22 protein-coding genes are annotated in these 22,418 nt (G+C 62.3%); 12 read left to right on the plus strand and 10 right to left on the minus strand.

The genetic code is table 11. The features are described from left to right. Positions 1–32 precede the first annotated feature (32 nt). Both EAO39_RS01200 and EAO39_RS01205 read right to left on the minus strand, forming a co-directional pair. Complete coding sequence (locus tag EAO39_RS01200) at positions 33–1,334, minus strand: M20/M25/M40 family metallo-hydrolase (protein ID WP_120965473.1); 1,302 nt, start codon at positions 1,332–1,334, stop codon at positions 33–35. Positions 1,335–1,565: 231 nt separating this feature from the next. After that, on the minus strand, positions 1,566–2,849 hold the full coding sequence (locus EAO39_RS01205) for an MFS transporter (protein ID WP_120965475.1): 1,284 nt from the start codon (positions 2,847–2,849) through the stop codon (positions 1,566–1,568). Positions 2,850–2,914: 65 nt separating this feature from the next. Here EAO39_RS01205 and EAO39_RS01210 point away from each other — a divergent pair, with 65 nt between their 5' ends. From EAO39_RS01210 to EAO39_RS01230, 5 genes are all read left to right on the plus strand, one after another. Beyond that, a complete protein-coding gene (locus EAO39_RS01210) occupies positions 2,915–3,793 on the plus strand; it encodes a helix-turn-helix transcriptional regulator (RefSeq protein WP_120965477.1) in 879 nt (292 codons plus the stop codon). A gap of 159 nt (positions 3,794–3,952) precedes the next feature. Further along, on the plus strand, positions 3,953–4,501 hold the full coding sequence (locus tag EAO39_RS01215) for an RNA polymerase sigma factor (protein WP_120965479.1): 549 nt from the start codon (positions 3,953–3,955) through the stop codon (positions 4,499–4,501). Then, entirely contained in the window at positions 4,498–5,076 is a 579-nt protein-coding gene (locus tag EAO39_RS01220) for a hypothetical protein (RefSeq protein WP_120965481.1), read from the plus strand. The genes EAO39_RS01215 and EAO39_RS01220 overlap by 4 nt, the downstream gene beginning before the upstream one ends. Positions 5,077–5,125: 49 nt before the next feature. Continuing rightward, positions 5,126–6,349 (plus strand): sulfite oxidase, encoded by a 1,224-nt coding sequence (locus EAO39_RS01225; protein WP_120965483.1) that lies wholly within the window; start codon positions 5,126–5,128, stop codon positions 6,347–6,349. A gap of 75 nt (positions 6,350–6,424) precedes the next feature. After that, on the plus strand, positions 6,425–6,751 hold the full coding sequence (locus EAO39_RS01230; RefSeq protein ID WP_120965485.1) for a cytochrome c: 327 nt from the start codon (positions 6,425–6,427) through the stop codon (positions 6,749–6,751). 29 nt (positions 6,752–6,780) lie between these two features. Here EAO39_RS01230 and EAO39_RS01235 read toward each other — a convergent pair whose 3' ends face one another. After that, a complete protein-coding gene (locus EAO39_RS01235) occupies positions 6,781–7,566 on the minus strand; it encodes a class I SAM-dependent methyltransferase (protein ID WP_120965487.1) in 786 nt (261 codons plus the stop codon). A gap of 232 nt (positions 7,567–7,798) precedes the next feature. Between EAO39_RS01235 and EAO39_RS01240 the strand changes: the two genes are divergently transcribed. Together EAO39_RS01240 and EAO39_RS01245 are read left to right on the plus strand one after the other, a co-directional pair. Continuing rightward, positions 7,799–8,401, plus strand: a complete 603-nt coding sequence (locus EAO39_RS01240) for a tetratricopeptide repeat protein (protein ID WP_120965489.1) — start codon at positions 7,799–7,801, stop codon at positions 8,399–8,401. A 50-nt stretch (positions 8,402–8,451) separates the two neighbouring features. Then, the gene (locus EAO39_RS01245; protein ID WP_120965491.1) at positions 8,452–9,279 is read left to right on the plus strand and encodes a hypothetical protein; all 828 of its coding nucleotides are present in this window, start codon (positions 8,452–8,454) and stop codon (positions 9,277–9,279) included. Positions 9,280–9,369: 90 nt separating this feature from the next. Here EAO39_RS01245 and EAO39_RS01250 read toward each other — a convergent pair whose 3' ends face one another. Next, a complete protein-coding gene (locus EAO39_RS01250) occupies positions 9,370–10,788 on the minus strand; it encodes an FAD-linked oxidase C-terminal domain-containing protein (protein WP_120965493.1) in 1,419 nt (472 codons plus the stop codon). A gap of 161 nt (positions 10,789–10,949) precedes the next feature. Then, positions 10,950–11,189: a hypothetical protein gene (locus EAO39_RS01255; protein ID WP_120965495.1), complete on the minus strand. Its 240-nt coding sequence runs from the start codon at positions 11,187–11,189 to the stop codon at positions 10,950–10,952. 319 nt (positions 11,190–11,508) lie between these two features. Here EAO39_RS01255 and EAO39_RS01260 point away from each other — a divergent pair, with 319 nt between their 5' ends. The 3 genes from EAO39_RS01260 to EAO39_RS01270 all read left to right on the plus strand — a co-directional run bounded on the left by EAO39_RS01260 (position 11,509) and on the right by EAO39_RS01270 (position 14,133). Further along, positions 11,509–12,507, plus strand: coding sequence for a tripartite tricarboxylate transporter substrate binding protein (locus tag EAO39_RS01260; RefSeq protein WP_120970555.1), 999 nt, complete (start codon positions 11,509–11,511; stop codon positions 12,505–12,507). 10 nt (positions 12,508–12,517) lie between these two features. Beyond that, positions 12,518–13,480, plus strand: a complete 963-nt coding sequence (locus EAO39_RS01265) for a BMP family ABC transporter substrate-binding protein (RefSeq protein ID WP_120965496.1) — start codon at positions 12,518–12,520, stop codon at positions 13,478–13,480. Between the two features lie 80 nt (positions 13,481–13,560). Further along, complete coding sequence (locus EAO39_RS01270; protein WP_120965498.1) at positions 13,561–14,133, plus strand: cob(I)yrinic acid a,c-diamide adenosyltransferase; 573 nt, start codon at positions 13,561–13,563, stop codon at positions 14,131–14,133. A 124-nt stretch (positions 14,134–14,257) separates the two neighbouring features. Here the strand turns inward: EAO39_RS01270 and EAO39_RS01275 are convergent, their stop codons facing one another. The 4 genes from EAO39_RS01275 to boxC form a co-directional block, all read right to left on the minus strand. Next, positions 14,258–14,836, minus strand: a complete 579-nt coding sequence (locus EAO39_RS01275; protein ID WP_120965500.1) for an HD domain-containing protein — start codon at positions 14,834–14,836, stop codon at positions 14,258–14,260. 82 nt (positions 14,837–14,918) lie between these two features. Continuing rightward, complete coding sequence (boxA, locus tag EAO39_RS01280; RefSeq protein ID WP_120965502.1) at positions 14,919–16,220, minus strand: benzoyl-CoA 2,3-epoxidase subunit BoxA; 1,302 nt, start codon at positions 16,218–16,220, stop codon at positions 14,919–14,921. Between the two features lie 82 nt (positions 16,221–16,302). Further along, entirely contained in the window at positions 16,303–17,730 is a 1,428-nt protein-coding gene (gene boxB / locus EAO39_RS01285) for a benzoyl-CoA 2,3-epoxidase subunit BoxB (RefSeq protein ID WP_120965504.1), read from the minus strand. A 27-nt stretch (positions 17,731–17,757) separates the two neighbouring features. Further along, complete coding sequence (gene boxC / locus EAO39_RS01290) at positions 17,758–19,416, minus strand: 2,3-epoxybenzoyl-CoA dihydrolase (RefSeq protein WP_120965505.1); 1,659 nt, start codon at positions 19,414–19,416, stop codon at positions 17,758–17,760. Between the two features lie 377 nt (positions 19,417–19,793). Between boxC and EAO39_RS01295 the strand changes: the two genes are divergently transcribed. After that, the gene (locus tag EAO39_RS01295) at positions 19,794–20,993 is read left to right on the plus strand and encodes a threonine ammonia-lyase (RefSeq protein ID WP_120965508.1); all 1,200 of its coding nucleotides are present in this window, start codon (positions 19,794–19,796) and stop codon (positions 20,991–20,993) included. Positions 20,994–21,013: 20 nt separating this feature from the next. On the opposite strand, the gene EAO39_RS01300 is transcribed toward EAO39_RS01295, so the two are convergent. After that, positions 21,014–21,784 carry a slipin family protein gene (locus EAO39_RS01300; protein WP_120965509.1) on the minus strand — a complete coding sequence of 257 codons (771 nt, stop codon included), beginning with the start codon at positions 21,782–21,784 and terminating at the stop codon, positions 21,014–21,016. A gap of 294 nt (positions 21,785–22,078) precedes the next feature. Between EAO39_RS01300 and EAO39_RS22425 the strand changes: the two genes are divergently transcribed. Beyond that, positions 22,079–22,216, plus strand: coding sequence for a hypothetical protein (locus EAO39_RS22425; protein WP_162989467.1), 138 nt, complete (start codon positions 22,079–22,081; stop codon positions 22,214–22,216). The last annotated feature ends 202 nt before the right edge of the window (positions 22,217–22,418 follow it).

Raw genomic sequence — 22,418 nt, forward strand, 5'->3', positions numbered from 1 at the left:
AAAGACTGGCGCAAGCCGCTATCAAATCTGTATTACTTCACTTGCCCGCGCGAGAAGTCCTGAATCATGCGTGCGGCCAGGTACAGGCGCGGTGCAATGGTGTTGATCTGCACGTACTCGGCATCGTTGGAGTGGGCGCCATAGCCCGAGAGGCCAAAGCCTTCGATTACGCCGCCCTTGGTCTTGAGCGCTGCAAACGCGGCATCCGTGCCGCCGCCGGTGGCCCTGTCCATGACCTTCATGGGCAGCTGCAGCTCCTTGTCGTAAATGCCCTGGGCATGCTTGGCCAGCTTGCGGGCCGTGTCATTGGCTTCCAGCGGTGGGCGGCGCACTTCGAACTTCAGCTCTACCTTGCTGGCGGGCAGCAGCTTGTTGCCTATCTTGTCGCGCATGGCTTTTTCCAGCGCCGTGAAGTCTTCCACGCGCAGGGCGCGGGCATCGGCCTGAGCGGTCGATTCTGCGGGAATCACATTGCGGTTGGTACCGGCCTTGGACACTGTCCAGTTGAGCTTGAGGCCTTGTTCGGGCTTGGACAAATCCTTCATCTGCAGGATCTGGTGCGACAGCTCGTACAGCGAATTCACGCCGTCCTCGGGTTTGGCGCCGGCGTGCGACGATTTGCCCAGCACTTTCAGATAGGCCGATCCAATGCCGCTGGTTGCCAGGCGCAGGCTGCCGTCGGTGCCGCCGCCTTCGAACGAGAACACGGCGTCCTGCTCAGCACCCAGGCGGGTGATGGTGCTGCGTGCGCCGGGCGAGCTGATTTCCTCGTCGCCGTTGATCAGCACGGTCAGCGTGCCGAAGTCATCGATGCCCAGGGCCTTGAGCAAGGGCATGGTGTGCAGAATCAGCGCCACGCCTTGCTTGTCGTCGGCAATGCCCAGGCCGTAGGCCTTGTCGCCGTCGATGCGGAAGGGCTGATCCTTGATCATGCCGGGTAGATACACCGTGTCCATGTGGGCGATCAGCATGATGCGGCTGCTGCCCTTGCCCTTGAATTCGGCGTGCACCATGGGGCCGATCTTCTCGGGTGTGTCGTCCAGGCGGTACACGTCCGTGGGCGTGATGACTTCCACCTTGCCGCCCTGGGCGCGCAGCTTGCCGGCAATGTATTCGGCAATCTTCTTGACGCCTTCCACATCCTTGCTACCGGATTCGATATGCACCAGATCGCGCAGCGTATCGAGCAGCGGTTGCTGCTCTTTTTGCGCCAGCTTGAGCATCTCGCCCTGGGGCGCGGCATGGGCTGCACCAAAGGCCAGAGCCAGTGCCAGAGGGGTGGCGCGAAAGAGGGTGCCAGCTGCCGAGGCAGCGCGATTCGAATTCCAACGCATAAGGAATATGTCTCCTGTCAGGGTAGAGGGGGTGGCTTGATGTGCTTTGCTTTTGATAGTGCACAAGCCAGTCTTTGCAAGGGCTGTGTGTTGCCTTGACCTGTTGCAGCTTAGCAGCCGCGCTCATGCGTCGGCGGCTGGATGAATCAGGGTAAACACTGGAAATTGCGACGCCATGAAAAAAGCCCTGCGGGCTGGGCACGCAGGGCTTTCGGAAATCCGCCAAGGCCGTCAGGCCGCGGCCATGGCGATCTTGCTTTTCTTGCTCACGCCGTCGCCCACGATGACGGCAGACACCACGGACAGAGCCAGCGCAATCGCCGAGCCGTAGAACACGGTGTTGTTCATCTGGTGGTCCAGCATGTAGCCGAACACGGGGGCGGCCAGGCAAAAGCCCAGATCCAGACCCGAGTACACCGTGCCGTACACGCGGCCCGTGGCGCCGGGAGGCGCAGCGCGCTTGATCAGCATGTCGCGCGAGGGGCCGGCCAGGCCGGTGCCCAGACCGGCGAGGGAGGCCACGACCACGGCTACCATGCCGGGCAGCCAGCCGGTGCCCACGATGAGCAGCAGCAGGGCCGAGCCCAGCATGCAGATGGAGATCACCTTCTCCAGCCTTTGCACGCGGCCCACCAGAAAGCCGCCCACCACCATGCCTGCGGCGCCGCACAACATGTAGCCGGTCACGATCAGCGCCGTCACGCTCAGCGGCAGGCCGTACATGGCCTGCATGGCGGGGCTGGCAAAGCTTTGGATGGCGCTCAGGGCGCAGGTGCTCCAGAAGAAGAAGGAGAAGCACAGCCACACCGATGGCAGCTTCATGAAGGCCATGGGGTGCTCCTGGGCCACGGCGGCAGCGCTGGCAGCCGTCTTGGGTGCGGCAGCTGCGTCCGCAGGGGCGGCACGGTCATCGAGCGCATCGCGGTTGAGCACCATGATGACCAGCACCGCCACGGCCCACAGGGCGCCGCAAAAGCAGGCCGTGCGCCAGGAGCCGGTGGCGGTGGTGATACCGGCCATGAACAGCGGCGCGAGGGCCCAGCCTATGTTGCCCGACAGGCCGTGCACCGAGAACGCATGGCCTATGCGCTGCTGCGACACGCGCTTGTTGAGAATGGTGAAGTCCACCGGGTGGAAGGGCGCATTGCCCAGGCCCGCAAAAAAGGACGCCGCCAGCAGCATGGAGTAGCCGGTGGCGGTGCTGGCAATCAGCCCGGCCACGGCAAAGCTGGTGAGCGCGGCAAACAGAATGGGGCGGGCACCAAAGCGGTCCACCGCAAAACCGGCCAGGGCCTGACCCGTGCCCGAGACGATGAAGAACAGCGAAACCAGCACGCTCAGCTCGGCATAGCTGTAGCCGAAATCCTTGATCAGCCAGGGAAACAGCGGCGGCAGCAGCAGGTGAAAAAAGTGCGAGGAGCCATGGGCCAGACCGATGAGGCTGATGGTGCGCACATCGCTGCGCACCGTGTCTGGCGCCTGGTTTTGAAGTGTTGTGGAGGCGGGGCGGTTCATATGACGCATCTTAGGCAGACAGGTGTCGTCTTGTATGCGATAGTCTGCCAATTACTATCGTGAACATGCCAAGCATCTCCACTGAGCCGCTGCGGGCCGGCAAGGCCACGGCCTATGTCGATACCATCACGCCCCACCTCTATGTGCCCACGGCGCAAAGGCCGGTGCGTGCCAAGTGCCGTTGGCTGGAGATGGATACCCAGGTCAAGCCCCATAGCCATCCCTGGGGGCAGCTGGCGATTTCCAGCACAGGCACCATCCGGCTCACGGTGGCGCAAGGCACGTTCATCGTGCCGCCTTCGCGGGCGCTGTGGGTGCCGCCCGGCATAGAACATGCGGTGACCATGGTGGACAGCGCCGATCTGCGCACCATGTACTTCTACCAGACCGATGGGCGCTGCGGCCCCGACGTAGGGCCGCAGGAAGAAGCGGCCTGGCGCCAGTGCCGGGTGCTCAATGCCTCGGCCCTGTTGCGTGCCGTGGCGCGCGAATTGCCCACGCTGCCCGATGACAGCCTGAACCTGTCCGAGCAGGACAGGGCGCGTGAACACCATCTGAGCGCCTTGCTGCTGGACGAGCTGCGCCGTGCCAGCGCCGTGCAGCTGGGCGTGAACCTGCCCAAGGACAAGCGCCTGCGCCTGCTGTGCGAGGCCGTGCTAGCCGATCCTACGCGCTATGTGACGCTGGAGGACTGGGCCCGCGATACCGGGGCCAGCCCGCGCACCGTGGCGCGCTTGTTCAAGCAGGAGCTGGAATGCACTTTCACCCACTGGCGCCAGCAGGTGGTGCTGGCCCATGCGGTGAGCCTGGCGGCGCGCAACTGGCCGATTCAGCGCATTGCCGCAGAACTCGATTACAGCCCCAGTGCCTTCAGCGCCATGGTGCGCCGCACCGTGGGCATGCCGCCGGCGCGCTTTTTTGGCATGCACGCGCAAAGTCTGTAGCTGCTGGCGCTTTATTGGATTCGATTTCAGGTCTGTTCATTGCTGAATAGCTTGATTTGTATGCGTATGCCGCTTTGCAATTAATAGCAAAAATGCCAAGCGAAAAAAATCTTTGCGCAAGCATGGAATGAAATCGGCTGCCATGCGCTCTTTAGCTTCATGATCTCCTCCGCCGAGTCACGCTACAACCAATGGGTGCGTGATCACTATCGCTTTCTGCTGCGCAGTGCCTGGGCGCTGACGGGCTCGCGCGCCATTGCCGAGGATGTGGTGCAGGACTGCTTTACCAGCGCCTGGCGCTTTCGCAGCCAGCTGCGCGACCCCTCCATGGCGCGGGCCTGGCTGTTCCAGATCATGCGCCGCCATGCGTTTCGCCACTTTGATCCAGCGCAGCATCAGGCCCAGGGCCAGGAGGCCTTGAGCGAGGAAGCCGTCAACCACCACGAAGCGCTGGACGTGCAGCTGGATGTGGTCAAGGCCCTGGCCCGCATCGCTCCGATTCACCGCGAAGTGCTGGTGCTTTACTACTTTGACGACATGGCCACGGCCCAGATGGCCGAGGCGCTGGATATTGCTCCCGGTACCGTGCTCTCGCGCCTGGCGCGGGCGCGGGAAGCGCTCAAGACCGCTTTGCAAGAGCCTGCACGTACCGTCACCACCCCGACTTCTGCCGCCAGCGTGATACCGCTGCGAAAGCGCACTCCATGAACTTCAACGATCGCCCTGACGACACGGCTTTTGACCTGCGTGCGCGGGCCGAGCTGGCGCTGGCTTTTGCGCCCGACGAGCCGCCTGCCCATCTGCTGCGCCACACGCCCTGGTATGCGCGTCGTGGTCTGCAAATCCTGCTGGCTGCGGTCATCGTGTCCAGCACCGCCCTGGGCAGCGTGCTGACGCTGCGCCCGCCCGAGATGGTGCGCTCGGCCATAGAGCATGAGTACTACGAGCGCACGCTGCGCGGCAACTTCATGGCCGAGGCCGAGATTGCCCGCCACCTGGATTGGCCCACACAGCAAAAGCTGCCGGGCTTCACCCAGCTGATGCGACCCTGCGATATCGACGGTGCGCGGGCCTACCACCTGACCACTTTTTTTGAAAAAGGCGGCATCGTCACCGTCTTGGCCTTTGACCAACCCCTGCACCTCCCTGACGGACAGGGCTGGTGGGCCAATACCTATTGGCAGGTGGTGCGCTCACGCGAAGGCCGTCCCCTGGTACTGATTGCCCAGAAGAAGCAAGCCCTGGCTGTGGCCTCACGGGTGCTGGGCCAGACCAGCAGCTGAATCCCGGTTTTTGCCCCGTTCCTTCACCACGATAAAGAGGAGACATTCCATGCCACAAACTTCCACTTCCTTGCCGCGCCGCCGCCTGCTGACAGGCAGCGCCAGCGCGCTGGCCGCCGTGGGTCTGGCCAGCTTTCAAAGCCAGGCACTGGCCCAGGCCGCCCCTGCGGCAACTCCGGCCGCCAAGCCGCTGCCCGGCTTTGCCAGCTTCAAGAATGCGGATGCCGTCATCGTGCACAGCAGCACGACGATAGAGACCAAGCGCTCCGCTTTCGGCACCAGCGTGATCACACCCAGCAACCAGCTGTATGTGCGCAACAACCTGCCCACACCGCCCGAATCGATTGTGGCCGACCGCGATGCCTGGCAGGTGCAGATTGCCGGCGTCAAGCAGCCCCGCCAGCTGACGGTGCGCGAGCTCAAATCCATGGGCCTGGAGACGGTCACCATGGTGCTGCAATGCTCGGGCAACGGCCGTGGTTTTTTCCCCAGCAAGCCCAGCGGCACGCAGTGGACGGTCGGTGCTGCCGGCTGCGTGGTCTGGAGCGGCGTGCCCGTGCGTGAAGTGGTCAAGGCCCTGGGCGGTGTGGCCGATGGTCTGGCGTATATGACCGGTACCGGCGGCGAAGTGCTGCCTGCAGGTCTGGACCCCAAGAGCGTGATCGTGGAGCGCTCGGTTCCCGTGGCGGCCATGCAGGATGCGCTGCTGGCTTGGGAGATGAATGGCGAGCCGATTTCCCTGGCCCACGGCGGCCCGCTGCGCCTCATCGTGCCTGGCTATACCGGTGTGAACAACATCAAGTACATCAAGCAGCTGGCCTTCACCGCCAAGGAGAGCGAGGCCCACATCATGTCGCACGGCTATCGCATCTCCCCGCCGGGCAGCAAGGGCGACCCCAGCCAGCCTTCGGTGCAGGAGATGAGCGTCAAGTCGTGGATCAACAGCCCTCTGCCCGAAGACGGTGCCCAGGCTCCCGGCCTGGTGCAGATTCATGGCGTGGCCTTTGGCGGCATGAACGGCATCAAGGGTGTGGAAGTCTCCACGGACGGCGGCAAGACCTGGAAGGCTGCGCGCCTGGTGGGTCCTGATATGGGTCGCTACGCCTGGCGCCAGTTCGTGCTGCAGGCCGCCTTGCCCAAGGGCAACCATGTGCTGGCCAGCCGCGCCACCGACGACAAGGGCAATGTGCAGCCCGAAACCCGTGGCGAAAACCAGAGCGGCTACAACAACACCAGCTGGGCCGATCACGCCGTGACGGTGAACGTCGCCTGAGACTTGACTTGAGAAGAATGCGCCCCGGGCCTGGTGCCGGGGCGTTCCGTATTTGACTGATTGCGCCCCATAAAAATGATGAAGCACACCTACACTCTCGCCGCCCTGTTGTTGACCGCCATGAGCGGCGCGGCCCAGGCCGATGAAGCGGCCCAGCTGGCCCGCGGCAAAACGCTGTTCACCACGGCCACGCCGGCTTGCGCCCTATGCCATACGCTCAAGGATGCGGGCACCGAAGGCGCCATCGGTCCGGTGCTCGATGAGCTGCAACCCGATGCCGCCCGCGTGGCGCGTGCGCTCAAGGATGGCATTGGCGCCATGCCTTCCTTCAAGGCCACGATGAGCGAGGCCGACATTGCCGCCGTGGCTCTTTACGTGAGCCAGGCCAGCCGCGCCAAGTAAACGCGAGCTTGTGGTCAGGCGGCCTACGGTCAGGCTTTGCGTGTGGTTTGCAAGGCCTGATCTTCGCCATCCAGCGGTATGGCATACACACGCACGCAATGCCTTCCCGGCCCCTGCAGCTGCACCGTGGGCTCCACGCCGGGTAGCGCAAAATCCAGACTCACCAGCCAGCTGCCGGGCCGCATTTCCGTGGCGGCCTTCATGGCTGCGCGGCCCATGCTCTCGGGCCGTTGAAACAGATAGACCAGCTGATAAGGGCTCCAGTCGGCCAGCCAGATATCGCCGCGCCGCACGCGGGCAAAACGGCAGCGCAGCGCGCACAAAGCCGCCAGCGGCCAACTCCATTCCAGCCCCTGCAGACGCGCCCCGGGAAAGGCGCTGTGCAGCGCAATGAGGCCGTCGCCCATGCCGCAACCGGCATCCAGCACCAGCGCGCCTTCAGCCAGTTCGATATGTGCGGGCAAGCCCTGCAGTGCATCGCGTGGCGTGGGAAACACCGGTGCATCGCGCCAGGCATTGAGCGGATAGACCAGCAGCAGCAGCGTCAGGGGCAGCAACCAGCCCCAGGCCGGAATGGCGTCGGCAGAGTGCACCAGAAACGACAGCGGAAAACCCGCTGCAATCATCAGGCGTCGCCACCAGCTGCTGCCCCATAGGCTGGCAGCCGTGCTGACCGCACAGGCCAGCAGCAAGGCCGCCCACCAGGCAAACAGCTGCACACCCAGCAGCAACAAGGCCCAGGCCAGGGCCCAGGTAAGCAAGGCCGGCAAAGGCCAGGGAAGAGCGCGCAGACGTTGAATAAGGAGAGCAGCCATAGTGGCCGATGGTGCATCAAGTCACGGGCGCTAAAGCCTGGATAAAAGCCATTCAGCCAAAAAAATCATGCCGCCACATGCGCATAGCGGCGCTGCGGGCGGACGCGGTTTTTGTAGCTGCAGCGCGCACATCCTTGTAAGTAAATTACTTGTTACATACATTGTTTGCGTAAAATTTACGCAAACTACCCCTGTATACTTTTTGAAAACATAGACATCTGAGAGGCGATTCATGCGTTTTGCATTGACCAGCGTTTCCCTGACTGCCGTGCTGCTGACAGCCTGCGCCGCCCAGGCGCCGCATGAGCAACTGGCTCCGGCATCTCCCACCGTGCGCCTGTGCGAGGGCAATAACTGCTCCGAGCTGCCGCGCAATGTGCAGACCTTCAAAGGCGAGCCCGTGAATGTCGAAGCCGAGCGCCGCCTGGCCGCGCTGACGGCCCGTGCCGAAGCCGATCCGCGTGCCGCCTATGACCTGGGCCTGCGCTATCTGCGTGGCGATGGCGTGGAGCGCAACAGCTACCAGGCCATTGAGTGGATGCGCAAGGCTGGCGATGCCGGCCATGGCCCGGCGCAATTTGCCCTGGGACGTTTGTACTTCCTGGGGTTTGAGGAAATGGGCCCGGATCCCGCCGAGGCCGAAGCCTGGCTGTCGCGTGCGGCTGCCAAGGGCTACAAGGATGCCAAACGCCTGCTGCCGCAAGCCCAGGCCGCCAAGCGCAATGCCCAGCAGCGCTACCAGATCATGGAAGACGACCGCAAGTCCTGGAGCAGCTGGTATGCCGGCGCACCTTACTACTGGGTCTGGGGGCCTTCGGGCTGGTATCTGCGCTGATGCCCTGGCGGCTAGGCTCTTTATTTTTGTGAAGCAATAGAAAGCAATTTATGTCCAAGAAGACAACTCTGCGTCTGGCCGCTCTGGCCGGTGCCCTGGCTCTGGGTGGCTGCGTGACGCCTGGCGGCGGCACCATCAGCACCGGAACGGCTCCCACGGCCGCCACAGGCGCTGCCGGCGGTGCCAGCAGCGTGAATGCCAACCAAGCACTGGAGCGCTGCGATGCGCCTCTGGGCACGCTGGCCGTAGATGACGGGCGCGGCAAGGACTGGTATGCCAGCTTTGGTGCAGCCACCAAGATCACCACCATCGAGCCGCTGATCCGCCTGGCCGTGCAGCAGTCCAACTGCTTTGTGATCACTTCCATCGGCAACAACCGCACCGAAAGCAAGATGTCCGCCATCACGGACAAGCAACGCAATTCGGGCGAGTTCCGCGCCGGCTCCAAGCAGCAAAAAGGCCAGCGCGTCGCGGCTGATTACTACATGGAGCCTTCCATCGTCATCGACAACGACGCCACCGGCCAACTGGCTGCTGGTGTGGGCGGCCTGTTCGGCAATGTGGGTTCGCTGATTGGCGGAGCCATGCAGAGCAAGGCCTCGGTGGTGACGCTGAGCATGTTCGACATCCGCTCGGGCGTGCAGATCTCGATTTCCGAAGGCAATGCCACGGCCACCAACTTCGGTGCTGCCATGGGTGCATTCGGCGGCGGTGCCGTGGCCGGTCTGGGCGGCTTCTCGCGCTCGCCCGAAGGCAAGGCCACCGTGGCAGCCTTTATGGACTCCTACAACAACATGGTGATCTCGCTGCGCAACTACAAGGCGCAAGAGGTCAAGGGCGGTCTGGGCCGTGGCGGCCAGCTCAAGGTCGGCAAGTAATTTCGCCGGCGTATCCGCAACAAAAAAGGGCCTGAATTTCAGGCCCTTTTTGCATTGTGCAGCGCATGTGTAATGCGGTTGAAGCTATGTTTACTGAAGCTGGAAGATCTTGCCGGGATTCAGGATGTTCTTGGGGTCCAGCGCCTGCTTGATGGCACGCATCATCTGCACCGCGCCGTCACCGGCTTCTTCAAGCAGAAAGCCCTGCTTGTGTATGCCTATGCCGTGCTCGCCCGTGCAGGTGCCGCCCAGGGCGATGGCCCGCTGCACCAGTTGCTGGTTCAGGGCTTCGGCCTGCTGGCGCTGGGCGTCATTGGCGGGGTCGATCAGATAGCCGAAGTGGAAGTTGCCATCTCCCACGTGGCCCACGAGGAAGTAGGGGATGCCGCTGGCATCGGCCTCGGTCACGCATTGCAGCAGGGCGTCGGCCAGGCGGCTGATGGGCACGCAGGCATCGGTGGTGATGCAGCGGCAGCCAGGCACGCTGGCCACGGCGGCAAAGTAGGCATTGTGGCGCGCCGTGAAAAGGCGGGTGCGGTCTTCGGGGCGCTCGGCCCATTCAAAAGCATTGCCGCCGAATTCGCCCGCAATGTCTTGCACCATCTCTGCCTGCTCTTTCACGCCCGTGGGCGAGCCGTGGAACTCCATCAGCAGCATGGGTTCTTCGCGCAGCGTGAGTTTGCTATAGGCGTTGACCATGCGCACCGAGTTCACGTCCACCAGCTCCACGCGGGCGATGGGAATGCCCATTTGAATCGTCTGTATCACCGTGTGCACCGCCGCTTCAATGCTGGGGAAGGAGCAAATGGCGGCAGAGACGGCCTCGGGCAGCGGGTACAGGCGCAGCGTGATCTCGGTGAAGATGCCCAGCGTGCCTTCGCTGCCGATCAGCAAGCGCGTCAGGTCGTAGCCGGCCGCGCTTTTTTTGGCGCGGTTGCCGGTGCGGATGATTTCACCGCTGGCCGTCACCACTTCCAGTGCCAGCACGTTCTCGCGCATGGTGCCGTAGCGCACGGCATTGGTGCCGCTGGCGCGGGTGGCAGTCATGCCGCCCACGGAGGCGTCGGCACCGGGATCGATGGGAAAGAAAAAGCCTGTGTCCTTGATGGCATCGTTGAGAGCCTTGCGGGTGATGCCCGGCTGCACGGTCACGGTCAGATCCTCGGTGTTGACCGAGAGAATCTGGTTCATGCGGCTCACATCGATGGTGATGCCGCCTTCTACCGCCAGCAAATGGCCTTCCAGCGAAGAGCCGGCGCCATAGGCAATCACCGGCACGTTGAATTGCTCGCAAAGCTTGACGGCATCCTGCACGTCCAGCGTGCTCTGGGCAAACACCACGGCCGCAGGCGGCGGTGCGGCAATCGAGCCTTCATCGCGGCCGTGCTGTTCGCGCACGGCCAGCGACGTAGAGCACTGGCTGCCAAAACGCGCTGTCAGCGCTTGCAGGAATTCATCGGAAACAGGGCGCTGTGCCCATTCGGGCAGCAAGTCGGTGGTGGCGTTCATCGTCAAAAGAATACCACCGCAAAACTACCTGAGCAGGCTGCTGCGTACCTCTCGCCGCCTTGTTTTGCGAACGCTAGAAGCGTCAATTTCTTGGCATGTCCTTGGATCAAACCGGCTGCGAATTTGCCAGGCTGCGGCTTGCGGCTCAAGCGTTCAATGCTTCAAGCAACAGGCTTGGCCAACTGTTGCTCATGCTTGCCATCGGCGGCGGTAAAGGCCTTGAGCATGTCGGCCGGAGCGCTGCTGATCTTGCGGCTGGCCTGGTGCGTTGGCGCGCCATGTCGATACGTGCTCTGGGCCAGGGCCGCGCCGCCAACGCCAAACGTCAGTACCGAAAACAGAACCACGCTCAGCACCTCAAACGGTGTGTCCTGGTAGTGGCGAAAAAGATGTTTTTTCATATCGAATTCTCCGGTTGGGGGTTCTACAGATGTCCTTTCGCTGTGCATCCGTGCTGCGGACTGCAGAGGGCCGATTGCAACGCGCTTGCTTGCGCAAAGCCAGCACTATTGCCGCTTGTTGCGCCTGTCTACATTTACCAGCGGCATGTAAAGCGCCGGCCAGTCTGCGCAGGCGGTCTGGCGCTGCATAGATAAGTTCGGTTCTAGCTAATGAGAAATAACTGGTTTGTTTTTCACGGCCGCCTGTCTACATTGCAAAGCATTACGGCGTGCGCTGCAGAGCTCGCTTCAGACCACAAGCAGCTCGGAGGGCGATGCCATGCGCGATGCAGATCGCAGATCATTCATACGGGGACTGGCCGGTGCCTCTGCCGCCGCACTGTGCGGCACGGCCCTGTCAGCCCATGCCACGCCGGTATCGGCCTGGCCGTCCAGACCCATCAGACTGGTGGTGACCTTCCCACCCGGAGGCTCCAGCGATATCGTGGCGCGGATACTGGCGCCTTTGTTGGCCGAGAAGCTGGGTCAGGCGGTGGTCATAGACAACAAGCCAGGCGCTGGCTCGTCGATTGGTGCGCAGATCGTGGCCCACAGTCCCGGCGATGGCTACACCTTGCTGGTCTCCAATTCGGCGGCCCTGTCCATTGCGCCTTCGCTGCTGCAAAAGCCCGGCTATGACGCTTTGCGCAGCTTCGAACATCTGGCCTATATCGGCGCAGTTCCCACGGTGTTTGCAGTTCATCCTTCGGTGCCGGTCAAGACCCTGGCCGAACTGTCGGCCTGGATCAAGGAGCAGCCGGCGCCCGTGGCTTTCGGCAGCGGCGGAGCAGCTTCGGTAGGGCATTTGATAGGCGAGCAGTTTGCGCAGACGCTCAAGCTCTCCATGGAGCATGTGCCTTATCGCGGCGCAGGCCCTATGCGTGCCGATCTGCTGAGCGGACATATCAAGTTGGCCGTGGATGCGCTGCCGCAGAACATAGCGCTGCACCAGCAGGGGCGGCTCAAGCTGCTGGCGCTGACCTCGCCACGCCGCGTGGCCCAGGCGCCCGGCGTTCCCAGCGTGACAGAGTTGGGGCTGGCGCAGCTGGTGTCCGAAAACTTTGTCGGTATCTCGGCGCCGGCAGGCCTGCCCAGAGAGCTGGGCGAAAAAATCACCGAAGCCGTGCGCCAGATCGCGGCCCGTCCGGCCTTTGTCCAGGCGCTGCAAGCCCAGGGCTTTGTGACCCGCGACATGGAGGCGGCGGCCTTCACCCGGCTGATTGCCGACCAGCATCTGGCATGGGCCGATGTGGCGAAGAAAACCGGTGCCAAACTTTAAGCAGACAAGCATGACGACAAGCTCAATCTCTCCTCGCAAAAACCGCTACGCGGTGGTGCTGTTCGGCCCTGAAGGCCAGGGCAGTTTCAATGAGTCCGGCCTGCAGGGCGCGCGCAAGGCGCAAGCCGCTGGCTTTGATGTGGATGTGCTTTGGGTAGCCGGACAATCGGCCGAGCAGCGGGCCCAGGAAATGGCCGTGCTGTGCGGCGGCCGCTATGCGCTGATACTGGCCCACGGCGGCCAGGGCGACGGTCCGGTGAAGATCCTGGCCCAGCGCTGGCCGTCACAGGCGTTTGTGGTCACCCAGGGCAGCTGGAGCGCAGCCAATGTGGCGCGTTACGAGGTCTTGCAGGAGCAGTCGGCATTTCTGGCCGGTGTGCTGGCCAGCCAATGGAGCAAGACGGGCGCTGTAGGGCATTTTTCCGGCGAAAAAGTACCGCCCGGACTGCGCGGCCGGGCCGCCTATGCGGATGGCGTCAGAAGCGCGGGATTCAAGGGCCGGCTGCTCACCCAGTTCTGCGGCCACCAGCACCAGCCGGACTGGGCGCAGCAGTGCATTGGCAGCATGATTGAGCAGACGGGGCTGGACATTGTGTTTGCCATGATTGATGGCGGCCGACCCGGCGTTACGCAAGCCTGCCGTGAACATGGCGCGGCCCAGATCGGCAATGTGCTCGACTGGGTGGAGCGCGATCCTGAAGTGTTTGTGGCCTCGGCCATTTGCAACTCCGGCGAGGCCTTGTTTCGCGCAATTGAAGACCATGAAAACGATGTGCTGCATCTGGGCGGCTACCGCGCCTTCGGGCTGGAAGAGCCCGACCTGGTGCGGCTGGCGCTGGGCGCGCGCATCGATGCCCAAAGCAAGCTGCTGGTGGAAGAATGGGCGCATAGGCTGGTGCGTGGTGAGCACGAGATTCAGCTGAATTACAGCGGCGCCGAATTCCCTTTGCCGCAAGCCGAACTGGCAGCCTGATTGCCGCCCATGAGGGTGGGGTGTTCCTTGCGTCAAGCACAATCAGCGCTAGCACTGCATTGATTGAAAAAGGAAGACATATGGGCAACCGCCTCACACAGATCGCCACCCGCACCGGCGATGACGGAACCACGGGCCTGGGCGACAACAGCCGGGTATCGAAGAACAGCGGGCGCCCCCATGCCATGGGCGACGTGGACGAGCTGAATTCGCATATCGGCCTGCTGCTGTGCGAGCCGCTGGCCCAGGATGTGCGCGATCTGCTGGTCGATATCCAGCACCAGCTGTTCAACCTGGGCGGCGAGCTGTCCATGCCCGGCTACGAGCTGCTCAAGGACGATGCTTTGCTGCAGCTCGATAACGCGCTGGCCCACTACAACGCGCAGCTGCCGCGCTTGCTGGAATTCATCTTGCCGGCCGGCACGCGCGCTGCATCGCAAGCCCATGTGTGCCGCACCGTGGCGCGCCGCGCGGAGCGCCATGTGGTGGCGCTGGAGCAGGCCGAAGCCATGCGTGCCGCGCCGCGCCAGTATCTGAATCGCCTGTCCGATCTGCTGTTTGTGCTGGCCCGCGTGCTCAACCGCGTGGATGGTGGCGACGATGTGTATTGGAAGAGCGAACGCCTGGCGCGTAGCCAGGCCGAAGATGTTTGAAATACGACTTTAAATACATGAGCAGTTAGCGCAGGTGCTTCAATGATTTCAGATGAAAATCAGTCTGAAATTATTGAGTGAAATGCGCTAGAAGCTCATGAATCAATAGCGTTGAACTCCAGGCTCAGCGGGCCATGGCCGCCTTGTAAAGGCTTTGCTTGGGAGATGCCATCAGTCGGCGCAGCATGGGCTCGAATTCGCTGATCGGCAAGGTCTCGGCCTGAGGGTCGAAAGCCGGGTTGTCATACAGCTCGCAGAACTCGGCCGTGTGCGCGTAATGCGGCTGGTCCTTGAACTGCTCGCGCATGTCCGGATCCATGCCCAGGTGATGGAAAAAATAGTGGCCCTGGAAGATGCCGTGGTGCTTGATCATCCAGTGATTGGCTTCGCTCACAAAGGGCTGAACAATGGCGGCGGCAATGTCGGGATGGTTGAACGAGCCCAGGGTGTCGCCTATGTCGTGCAGCAGGGCGCAGACCACATATTCCTCATCCCGGCCGTCGCGCAGGGCGCGCGTGGCGGTTTGCAGCGAGTGGGTATAGCGGTCCACCGGAAAGCCGCCGTAGTCGCCTTCCAGCAGCTTCAGATGGGCCATCACTCTATCGGGCAGGCCGCGCGTGAATTGCGCAAACTCGCCGCCTATCAACTGCCAGTCTTCACGCGTGCTGTCTTGCATGCGGATGAAATTCGCCCGAGCATTCATGCCTGTCTTTCGTGGGTGGTTGTGGTCCCACTGTAGAGCGCAGGCCGGGCTTGCGCTGTCAACGGCATGACATGCGGCGGCCTCAATAAGTCTCCAGATGCAGGCGTCCTTCGCGCTTGAGTCTGGCGCCCAGATCGTCCCAGGCCAGGCCGGCCTGCTGGGCCACATCGCGCAGTGCCAGCACCACGCCTTCCTCCATGCTCTTGAGTCCGCAGACATAGATGTGGGTGTTGTCGTCGCGCAGAAGCTGTGCCAGATCCGTGGTCCGCTCGCGCATGGCATCTTGCACATAACGCCGGGGTTGGCCGGGCACGCGCGAGAAGGCGAAATTGTGGTCCATGAAGTCCTTGGGCAGATTCTGCAAGGGACCGAAGTAAGGCAGCTCCTGGGGCGTTCGCGCGCCGAAGAAGAGCATCAGCTTGCCGCCTTCGAACTTGCCGCTCTTGCGCAGTCGGCGGCGCCACTCCGTCATGGCGCGCATGGGGGCGCTGCCGGTGCCGGTGCAGATCATCACGATATGCGAGCGCGGGTGGTTGGGCATGAGGAAGGAGCTACCGAACGGCCCTATGACCTGTACCTTGTCGCCCACCTGCACATCGCACAGATAGTTGCTGGCCACGCCGCGCGTGGGCCGGCCCTCATAGTCTTGCGTCACGCGTTTGACGGTCAGCGCCACGTTGTTATAGCCAGGCCTCTCGCCGTTGCGGGCGCTGGCCACCGAGTACTGGCGTGCCACATGGGCTTTGCCATTGGCATCCACGCCGGGCGGGATGACGGCAATCGACTGCCCTTCCAGCACCGGAAAAGGCATGGCGCCGAAGTCCAGAACGATATGGTGGGTCTCGTTGTCGTAGCCGGCCTCGGTGCAGTTGATATTGCCGGCCACTGTCACCGTGATGGGGTTCTTGGGCCCGTACAGATTGGTATAGGCATGCGCCGCAGACCAGGGCGGCGTGGTGGCTCCATAGGTGGCTGCGCGAAAGCTGCCATCCACGGCCGTGGTGTGGGCGGCAGCGGCTGAACTGCTGGCAGCGGCAATCACAGCCTGTGTCATGTCCTGCACATAAACCGGGGCTTCCTGGGCGGCGGCCAGGCGTTCGGGTGGCAGCTCGGCAGGCAGGCTTTCCCAGCCGTACTGATCGGCCAGCGAATACGGCTCGCTGGCAGGCACCTGGCGCCAGTTGTCTATGGAGCCCGTGGGGCAGGGCGAGATGCAGGCCATGCAGCCATTGCACTTGTCGGCCATGACCACGTAGTTGGTGTCGTCATGGGTGATGGCATCCACCGGGCAGGTGGCTTCGCAGGTGTTGCAGCGTATGCAGATTTCCGGGTCAATCAGGTGCTGATTGAGAATGCCATTGGCGATCAACGTGGTGCTGCTCATTGTTTTCTCCTGACATGGCCCAGAACTGGCACGACCCAGGCGAGAGGTGCCGAGCAAGAGCCGCTGCGCAGCGGCTCTGGGGTCAATTGAACCTCACGTATTCAAAGTCGATGGGCTGGCGGTTGATACCCATGACGGGCGGAGCAATCCAGCCAGCGAATTTGCCTGGCTCCAGGCAGCTGCCCATGAGCGAAGCCACAAAGGCGCGGTCGTCGTCGGTGGGTAACCATTCCTGCTTGCGGGCTTCCCATTCCTGCGCGTTCACGGGGCGGCCATCGGGGCTCAGACGCACACCGGCCAGCGCGCCGATCTGGCGGTTGAAGGCCTTGTGTGGCACGATGAGGCGAAAGTCTATGCCGGCCTTTTCCATCACCTTGTTCCATCGGCCCACGCCGGCATTGCTGTCCTTGATGTAGTCGTCGCGCAGCACCTCGTTCAAGGCGTTGAGCATGGGCACTTCCTTTTCTTGCAGCTTGCCGTCCACCACTTCCAGCACCTTGTATTGCTGGCCGTGCAGCTTGTGGTCGTCGTCGCGCTTGCCTTCCTCGTAGCGGCCCTTGAGTCCCGAGCTATAGAAGGTGGCGGCATTGCTGGATTGGTCGGCGCCAAACAGGTCGATGGTGACGCTGTAGTGGAAGTTCAGATAGCGCTGAATCGTGGGCAGATCGATCACGCCCGCCGCGCGCAGTTTGTTCACGTCATCGGTCTTGAGTTCGTTCATGACCTGGCAGGTTCGGGCCAGCACGCGGGAGATGCCGGATTCGCCCACAAACATGTGGTGGGCCTCTTCGGTGAGCATGAACTTGGTGGTGCGCGCCAGCGGATCAAAAGCGCTTTCAGCCAGTGCGGCCAGCTGGAATTTTCCGTCCCGATCGGTGAAGTAGGTGAACATGAAAAACGCCAGCCAGTCCGGGGTTTTTTCATTGAAGGCACCGAGGATGCGCGGGTTGTTTTCATCGCCCGATTGGCGCTCCAGAAGGGCCTCGGCTTCCTCGCGGCCGTCACGGCCGAAATGCTTGTGCAGCAGATAGACCATGGCCCAGAGATGGCGACCTTCTTCCACATTGATCTGAAAGAGATTGCGCAGGTCGTACATGCTGGGCGCGGTCAGGCCCAGATGGCGTTGCTGCTCCACCGAGGCGGGCTCGGTATCGCCTTGGGTGACGATAATGCGGCGCAGATTGGCGCGGTGCTCGCCGGGCACGTCCTGCCAGGCTTTTTCGCCCTTGTGATCGCCAAAGTGCACGCTGCGATTGGCGTCGCCGGGATTGAGGAAAATGCCCCAGCGGTAGTCGCGCATCTTCACGTAATCAAACTGTGCCCAGCCTTGCGGATCCACGCTCACGGCGGTGCGCAGATACACGTCGTGATTGGTCGATCCTTCGGGGCCCACATCGTCCCACCAGCGTATGAAATTGGGTTGCCAGCTTTCCAGCGCGCGCTGCAAGGTGCGGTCGCCGCTCAGGTCCACGTTGTTAGGGATTTTTTCGCTGTAGTTGATGCTGTTCATCGTGCTATCTCCTGAAGGCGGTGGAAGTCAAACGCGGTTGAAGTCAAAGCCGGCTTTCTGGCCAGACCCGTAGACCTTGAGCGCGCCTTTTTCACCCACGGCATTGGGGCGTATGAAGATCCAGTTCTGCCATGCCGACAGACGGCCGAAGATGCGCGTGATCATGTTCTCCTTGCTGGCAAAGCGCAGATTGGCTTCCAGGCCGGTAAGGGCGTCGGGCGACATGGCGGCGCGCTCCTCGATGGCGATGCGAATCTCGTCTTCCCAGTCGATGTCGTCCAGTGCCGCCGTGACCAGGCCCAGCTGCTGCGCGGCGTCGCCATTGAGTGCCTGGCCGACTGCGGCGCGGGCCGCGTCCAGCGGAGCGGCTTCTTCGTAGAAGCGGCGCTGCAAACGGCTTTGCTCATTGACCAGGGGCAGCAGGCCGAAGTTGAAGTCATCGAGCTGAATCACGGGTTCGCGCTCGGGTTCGTCGGGCAGCACCAGCATGTAGGCGCGGTCGGCGCAAAAAGCCAGCTCGGCCAGCATGCCGGCAAAGCAGGAGCCGGGCTCGATCAGCGCGAACAAGGAGCGTGAGGACACATCCAGCCGCGCAAACGTGCGGCGCAGCAGGCCTATGGTTTCGCGCACCAGCCAGTGCTCCTGATGGGCCAGCAAGACCTGGTCAGTAGCCAGCACGACGGCGGCATCGCCTTCGGTTTTCAGCAGCCAGGTACCGATGTCGGGTTCGTTGGTGCGCAGATGAAGAATGGCGTCATCAAGCTCGCGGCCCATGGCCAGCGGCCACCAGTGCACACCGGCTGCTTCAATGCCTTGAATGTCGGCAGGCTGCGGGCCTTGCGGTGCTTTGACGGTGAGGGTGGCTGCGCGCTTGCTGCGGTCGATCTGCACGTTCACATGCGCATAGCCCATGCCGTCTGCGCTGGCGGTACGCTCTATTTTTGTGAGCTTTACGCCGTTGCCTGTCGCCGGGCGCAGGCTGTTCTTTGCCAGATTCTCCGCGCGCTGCGTGACCAGTTCGGCAAACTGCGCCGGCTTGGCAATCGCATCGGCCAGCCGCCAGTCCACCGCACGCTGGCCGCGCACGCCTTCCACGCTGGTGCAGAAGATGTCGGCCAGATCGTGGCGCACATGGCGCTTGTCGGTTACACGGGTCAGGCCGCCGGTGCCCGGCAGCACGCCCAGCAGCGGGACTTCGGGCAGGGAGACGGAAGAGGAGCGGTCATCGATGAGCACGATGTCGTCGCAGGCCAGGGCCAGTTCGTAGCCGCCACCGGCGCAGGCGCCGTTGACGGCGGCGACGAACTTGAGGCCGCTGTGCCTGGAGCTGTCTTCCATGCCGTTGCGGGTTTCGTTGGTGAACTTGCAGAAGTTCACCTTCCAGGCGTGCGACGAGACGCCCAGCATGAAGATGTTGGCGCCGGAGCAGAAGATGCGCTCCTTGCCGCTGGTGACGACCACGGTTTTGACTTGCGGATGCTCGAAGCGGATGCGGTTGAGCGCATCGTGCAGCTCGATATCCACGCCCAGGTCGTAGCTGTTGAGCTTGAGCTTGTAGCCGGGGCGTATGCCGCCGTCTTCGGCAATGTCCAGCTTCATGCGGGCGATGGAGCCTTCCACTTCAAATGACCAGTGACGGTACTGGCCCGGTTCGGTGCGGTAATCGACGATGGCTTGCGGCTGCATGTTCGCCCCCAGGTGAGATGAAAGATAGTGCAGAAAATTTCCCGGTGTCGGCACAATTATGCAGATTCATCGGAAAATTGCACGCGGAATCACGCACTATGATGCATGTTTTGGCTAAACCTAGGGTATTCCTGATGCCGCGGGACTCAGGCGCTTGGCAACGCAGTTCAGGCCTTTTTATGCCTCTAGTTCAATAACTGAAAGCGCTGCCAGCTATGAATTCGGGAGTGAAGGTGTGATCTCGCTGATGCAGTCAGGGCGGTTCAAGCTTGCACCGAAGCGGGGGCCGCGCCTGGCAGGCGTTTTCCCTGCAAGCGGCTCCATCAATTCCCGAATATGGGCTGGCGGGTGCTGGCGGCTTGCACAATAGCTGCACCATGCTGACCTTTTCAGACATCCAAGCCGCCGCCACCCGCCTTCAGGGCGCGGTGCTCCAGACCCCTTGCGTCGAATCGCGCACGCTCTCGCAAATCACGGGAGCGCAGGTCTATCTCAAGTTCGAGAATCTGCAGTTCACCGCCTCTTTCAAGGAGCGCGGAGCACTCAACAAGCTGCTCATGCTCACCGCTGCGGAGCGCGCCCACGGCGTGGTCGCCATGAGTGCGGGCAACCATGCTCAGGGCGTGGCCTACCATGCCCAGCGGCTGGGCATGCGGGCCGTCATCGTCATGCCGCGCTTCACGCCGGGCGTGAAGGTGGAGCGCACGCGCGGCTTTGGTGCCGAAGTGGTGCTGCATGGCGACACGCTGGCCGAAGCCCGCGCCCATGCCTACCAGCTGGCGCAGGAGCAGCAGTTGACCTTTGTCCATCCCTATGACGACGAAGCCATTGCCGCCGGTCAGGGCACACTGGCTCTTGAAATGCTGCAAACCCAGCCCGACCTGGAAACGCTGGTCGTCGCCATTGGCGGTGGCGGCCTGATTGCCGGCATTGCCACGGCAGCCAAGGCCGTCAAGCCCGGCATAGAAATCATTGGCGTGCAAACCCAGCGCTTTCCGTCCATGCTCAATGCCGTGCGCAACACCGATCTGCCCATGGGTACGTCCACGATTGCCGAGGGCATTGCCGTGACCCAGCCCGGCGTCATCACCCAGGAAGTGGTGAGGCACTGCGTGGATGATTTGTTGCTGGTGGATGAAGGCGATATCGAGCAGGCCGTGCTCATGCTGCTGGAGATTGAAAAAACCTTGGTCGAAGGTGCGGGTGCTGTGGGCCTGGCCGCCTTGTTGCGCTACCCAGAGCGCTTCAAGGGCAAGAAAGTGGGTCTGGTGCTATCGGGCGGCAATATCGACCCGCTGCTGCTGGCCGCCATCATCGAGCGCGGCATGGTGCGCTCCGGCCGTCTGGCCCGCATCCGCGTCAGCGCCCGCGATATTCCCGGCGTGCTGGCCCACATCACCGCCACGGTGGCAGGCGCTGGCGCCAATATCGAAGAGGTGCACCACCAGCGCGCCTTCACCATGCTGGCCGCGCAGAACGTGGAGATTGAATTTGTGTTGCAAACACGCGGTCAGGCCCATGTGAGCGAGGTGCTGGAGCAACTGCGCCGCGCTGGCATGGAGGCCGCCCTGGTGTGAATGGAGCAGGGCGGCGTTGCTCATATCGACAAGGACGCGACCTTCTTCATCAACGGTGTCACCAGATCCATGGGCAGCGGGAAGACCACGGTCGTGTTCTTGTCCGCGCCGATCACGGTCAGCGTCTCCAGATAGCGCAGCAAGATGGCCTGGGGCTCCTGCGCCAGCACTTTCGCCGCCTGGAACAGTTTTTCCGAAGCTTGCAACTCGCCCTCGGCATGAATCACCTTGGCGCGGCGCTCCCGCTCTGCTTCGGCCTGGCGCGCAATCGCCCGGATCATGGATTCGGTCAGATCGACTTGTTTGATTTCCACATTAGAGACCTTGATGCCCCAGGTGTAGGTCTGTGCATCCAGTGCCTGTTGAATGTCCAGGTTCAGTGATTCGCGCTCCGCCAGCATCTCGTCTAGTTGGTGCTTTCCCAGCACGGAGCGCAGCATGGTCTGTGCGAGCTGGCTGGTCGCCTCAAGGTAGTTGACCACCTGGATGACTGCTTTTTCGGCATCCACCACGCGCAGATAAATCACGGCATTGACCTTGACCGAGACGTTGTCGCGAGAGATCACGTCTTGTGCCGGAACCTCCAGCACCACGGTGCGCAAATCCACCCGCACCACTTGTTGAACGGCAGGAATGATGAAGATCAGTCCCGGCCCCTTGACCTTCCAGAAACGTCCCAGCGTAAAGACCACACCGCGCTCGTATTCGCGAAAAATCCGGATCGAGGCAGACGCCAAGCCGATCACCAGCAACAGGACAATCAGCCAGCACAAGAAAGAAGCACTAAGCATATAAGCCATCCTTTCGGAGGTGGACTTCGGCGCTGCGTTCTTGCGTTGAACTGTCCGCGATAAGCGTGCCGGATCGTCCACAGACTCAGCATATTCCCTTGCTCCCGGGCGCGCACTGATCTGCGCATGGTCGACATAGAAGCAGTGCTGTTAGGCCGTCGCAACGGCCTGCAATCTCGATACCTGCATGGCCGGCGCTATGGCTTTCCCTGAGCGTTGGCGCGAGAGCTGTACCTAGAATGGCTGCAGAATTTGCTTGTTTCACCGCCTGCTTTCAGGAGGAGCATTGATCGCATGTCAGATGATCCCGTTTCCCATTCCGAACCCATGGACGCGGCCGAGGCTGTCGTGCCCTATATCCCCGTCGTGCTGCCCGTGGCCGGGGCCGTGATGATGTTTTTGCTAGCCTTTATTGCCGTGCATATGGCTTGAAGCCTGGCTCTGGCCGCCAAGACCCCGCGCTGCGGGGTTTTTTTACGCCTGCATGGGCAGCATAGGCATGCTCTTAGTTGCATATTTACATGCATAAAACGCATGGGTATTGCATCTGAAATGCTGACAAAAAAATCGCCTCTCCCTAGAATCGATGTCCCATTGCCATGGAAGGCATGGCTGCTTTGTGCTTTTAAGGACT

Source organism: Comamonas sp. lk, from assembly GCF_900564145.1.
Taxonomy (GTDB): Bacteria; Pseudomonadota; Gammaproteobacteria; order Burkholderiales; family Burkholderiaceae_C; genus Comamonas.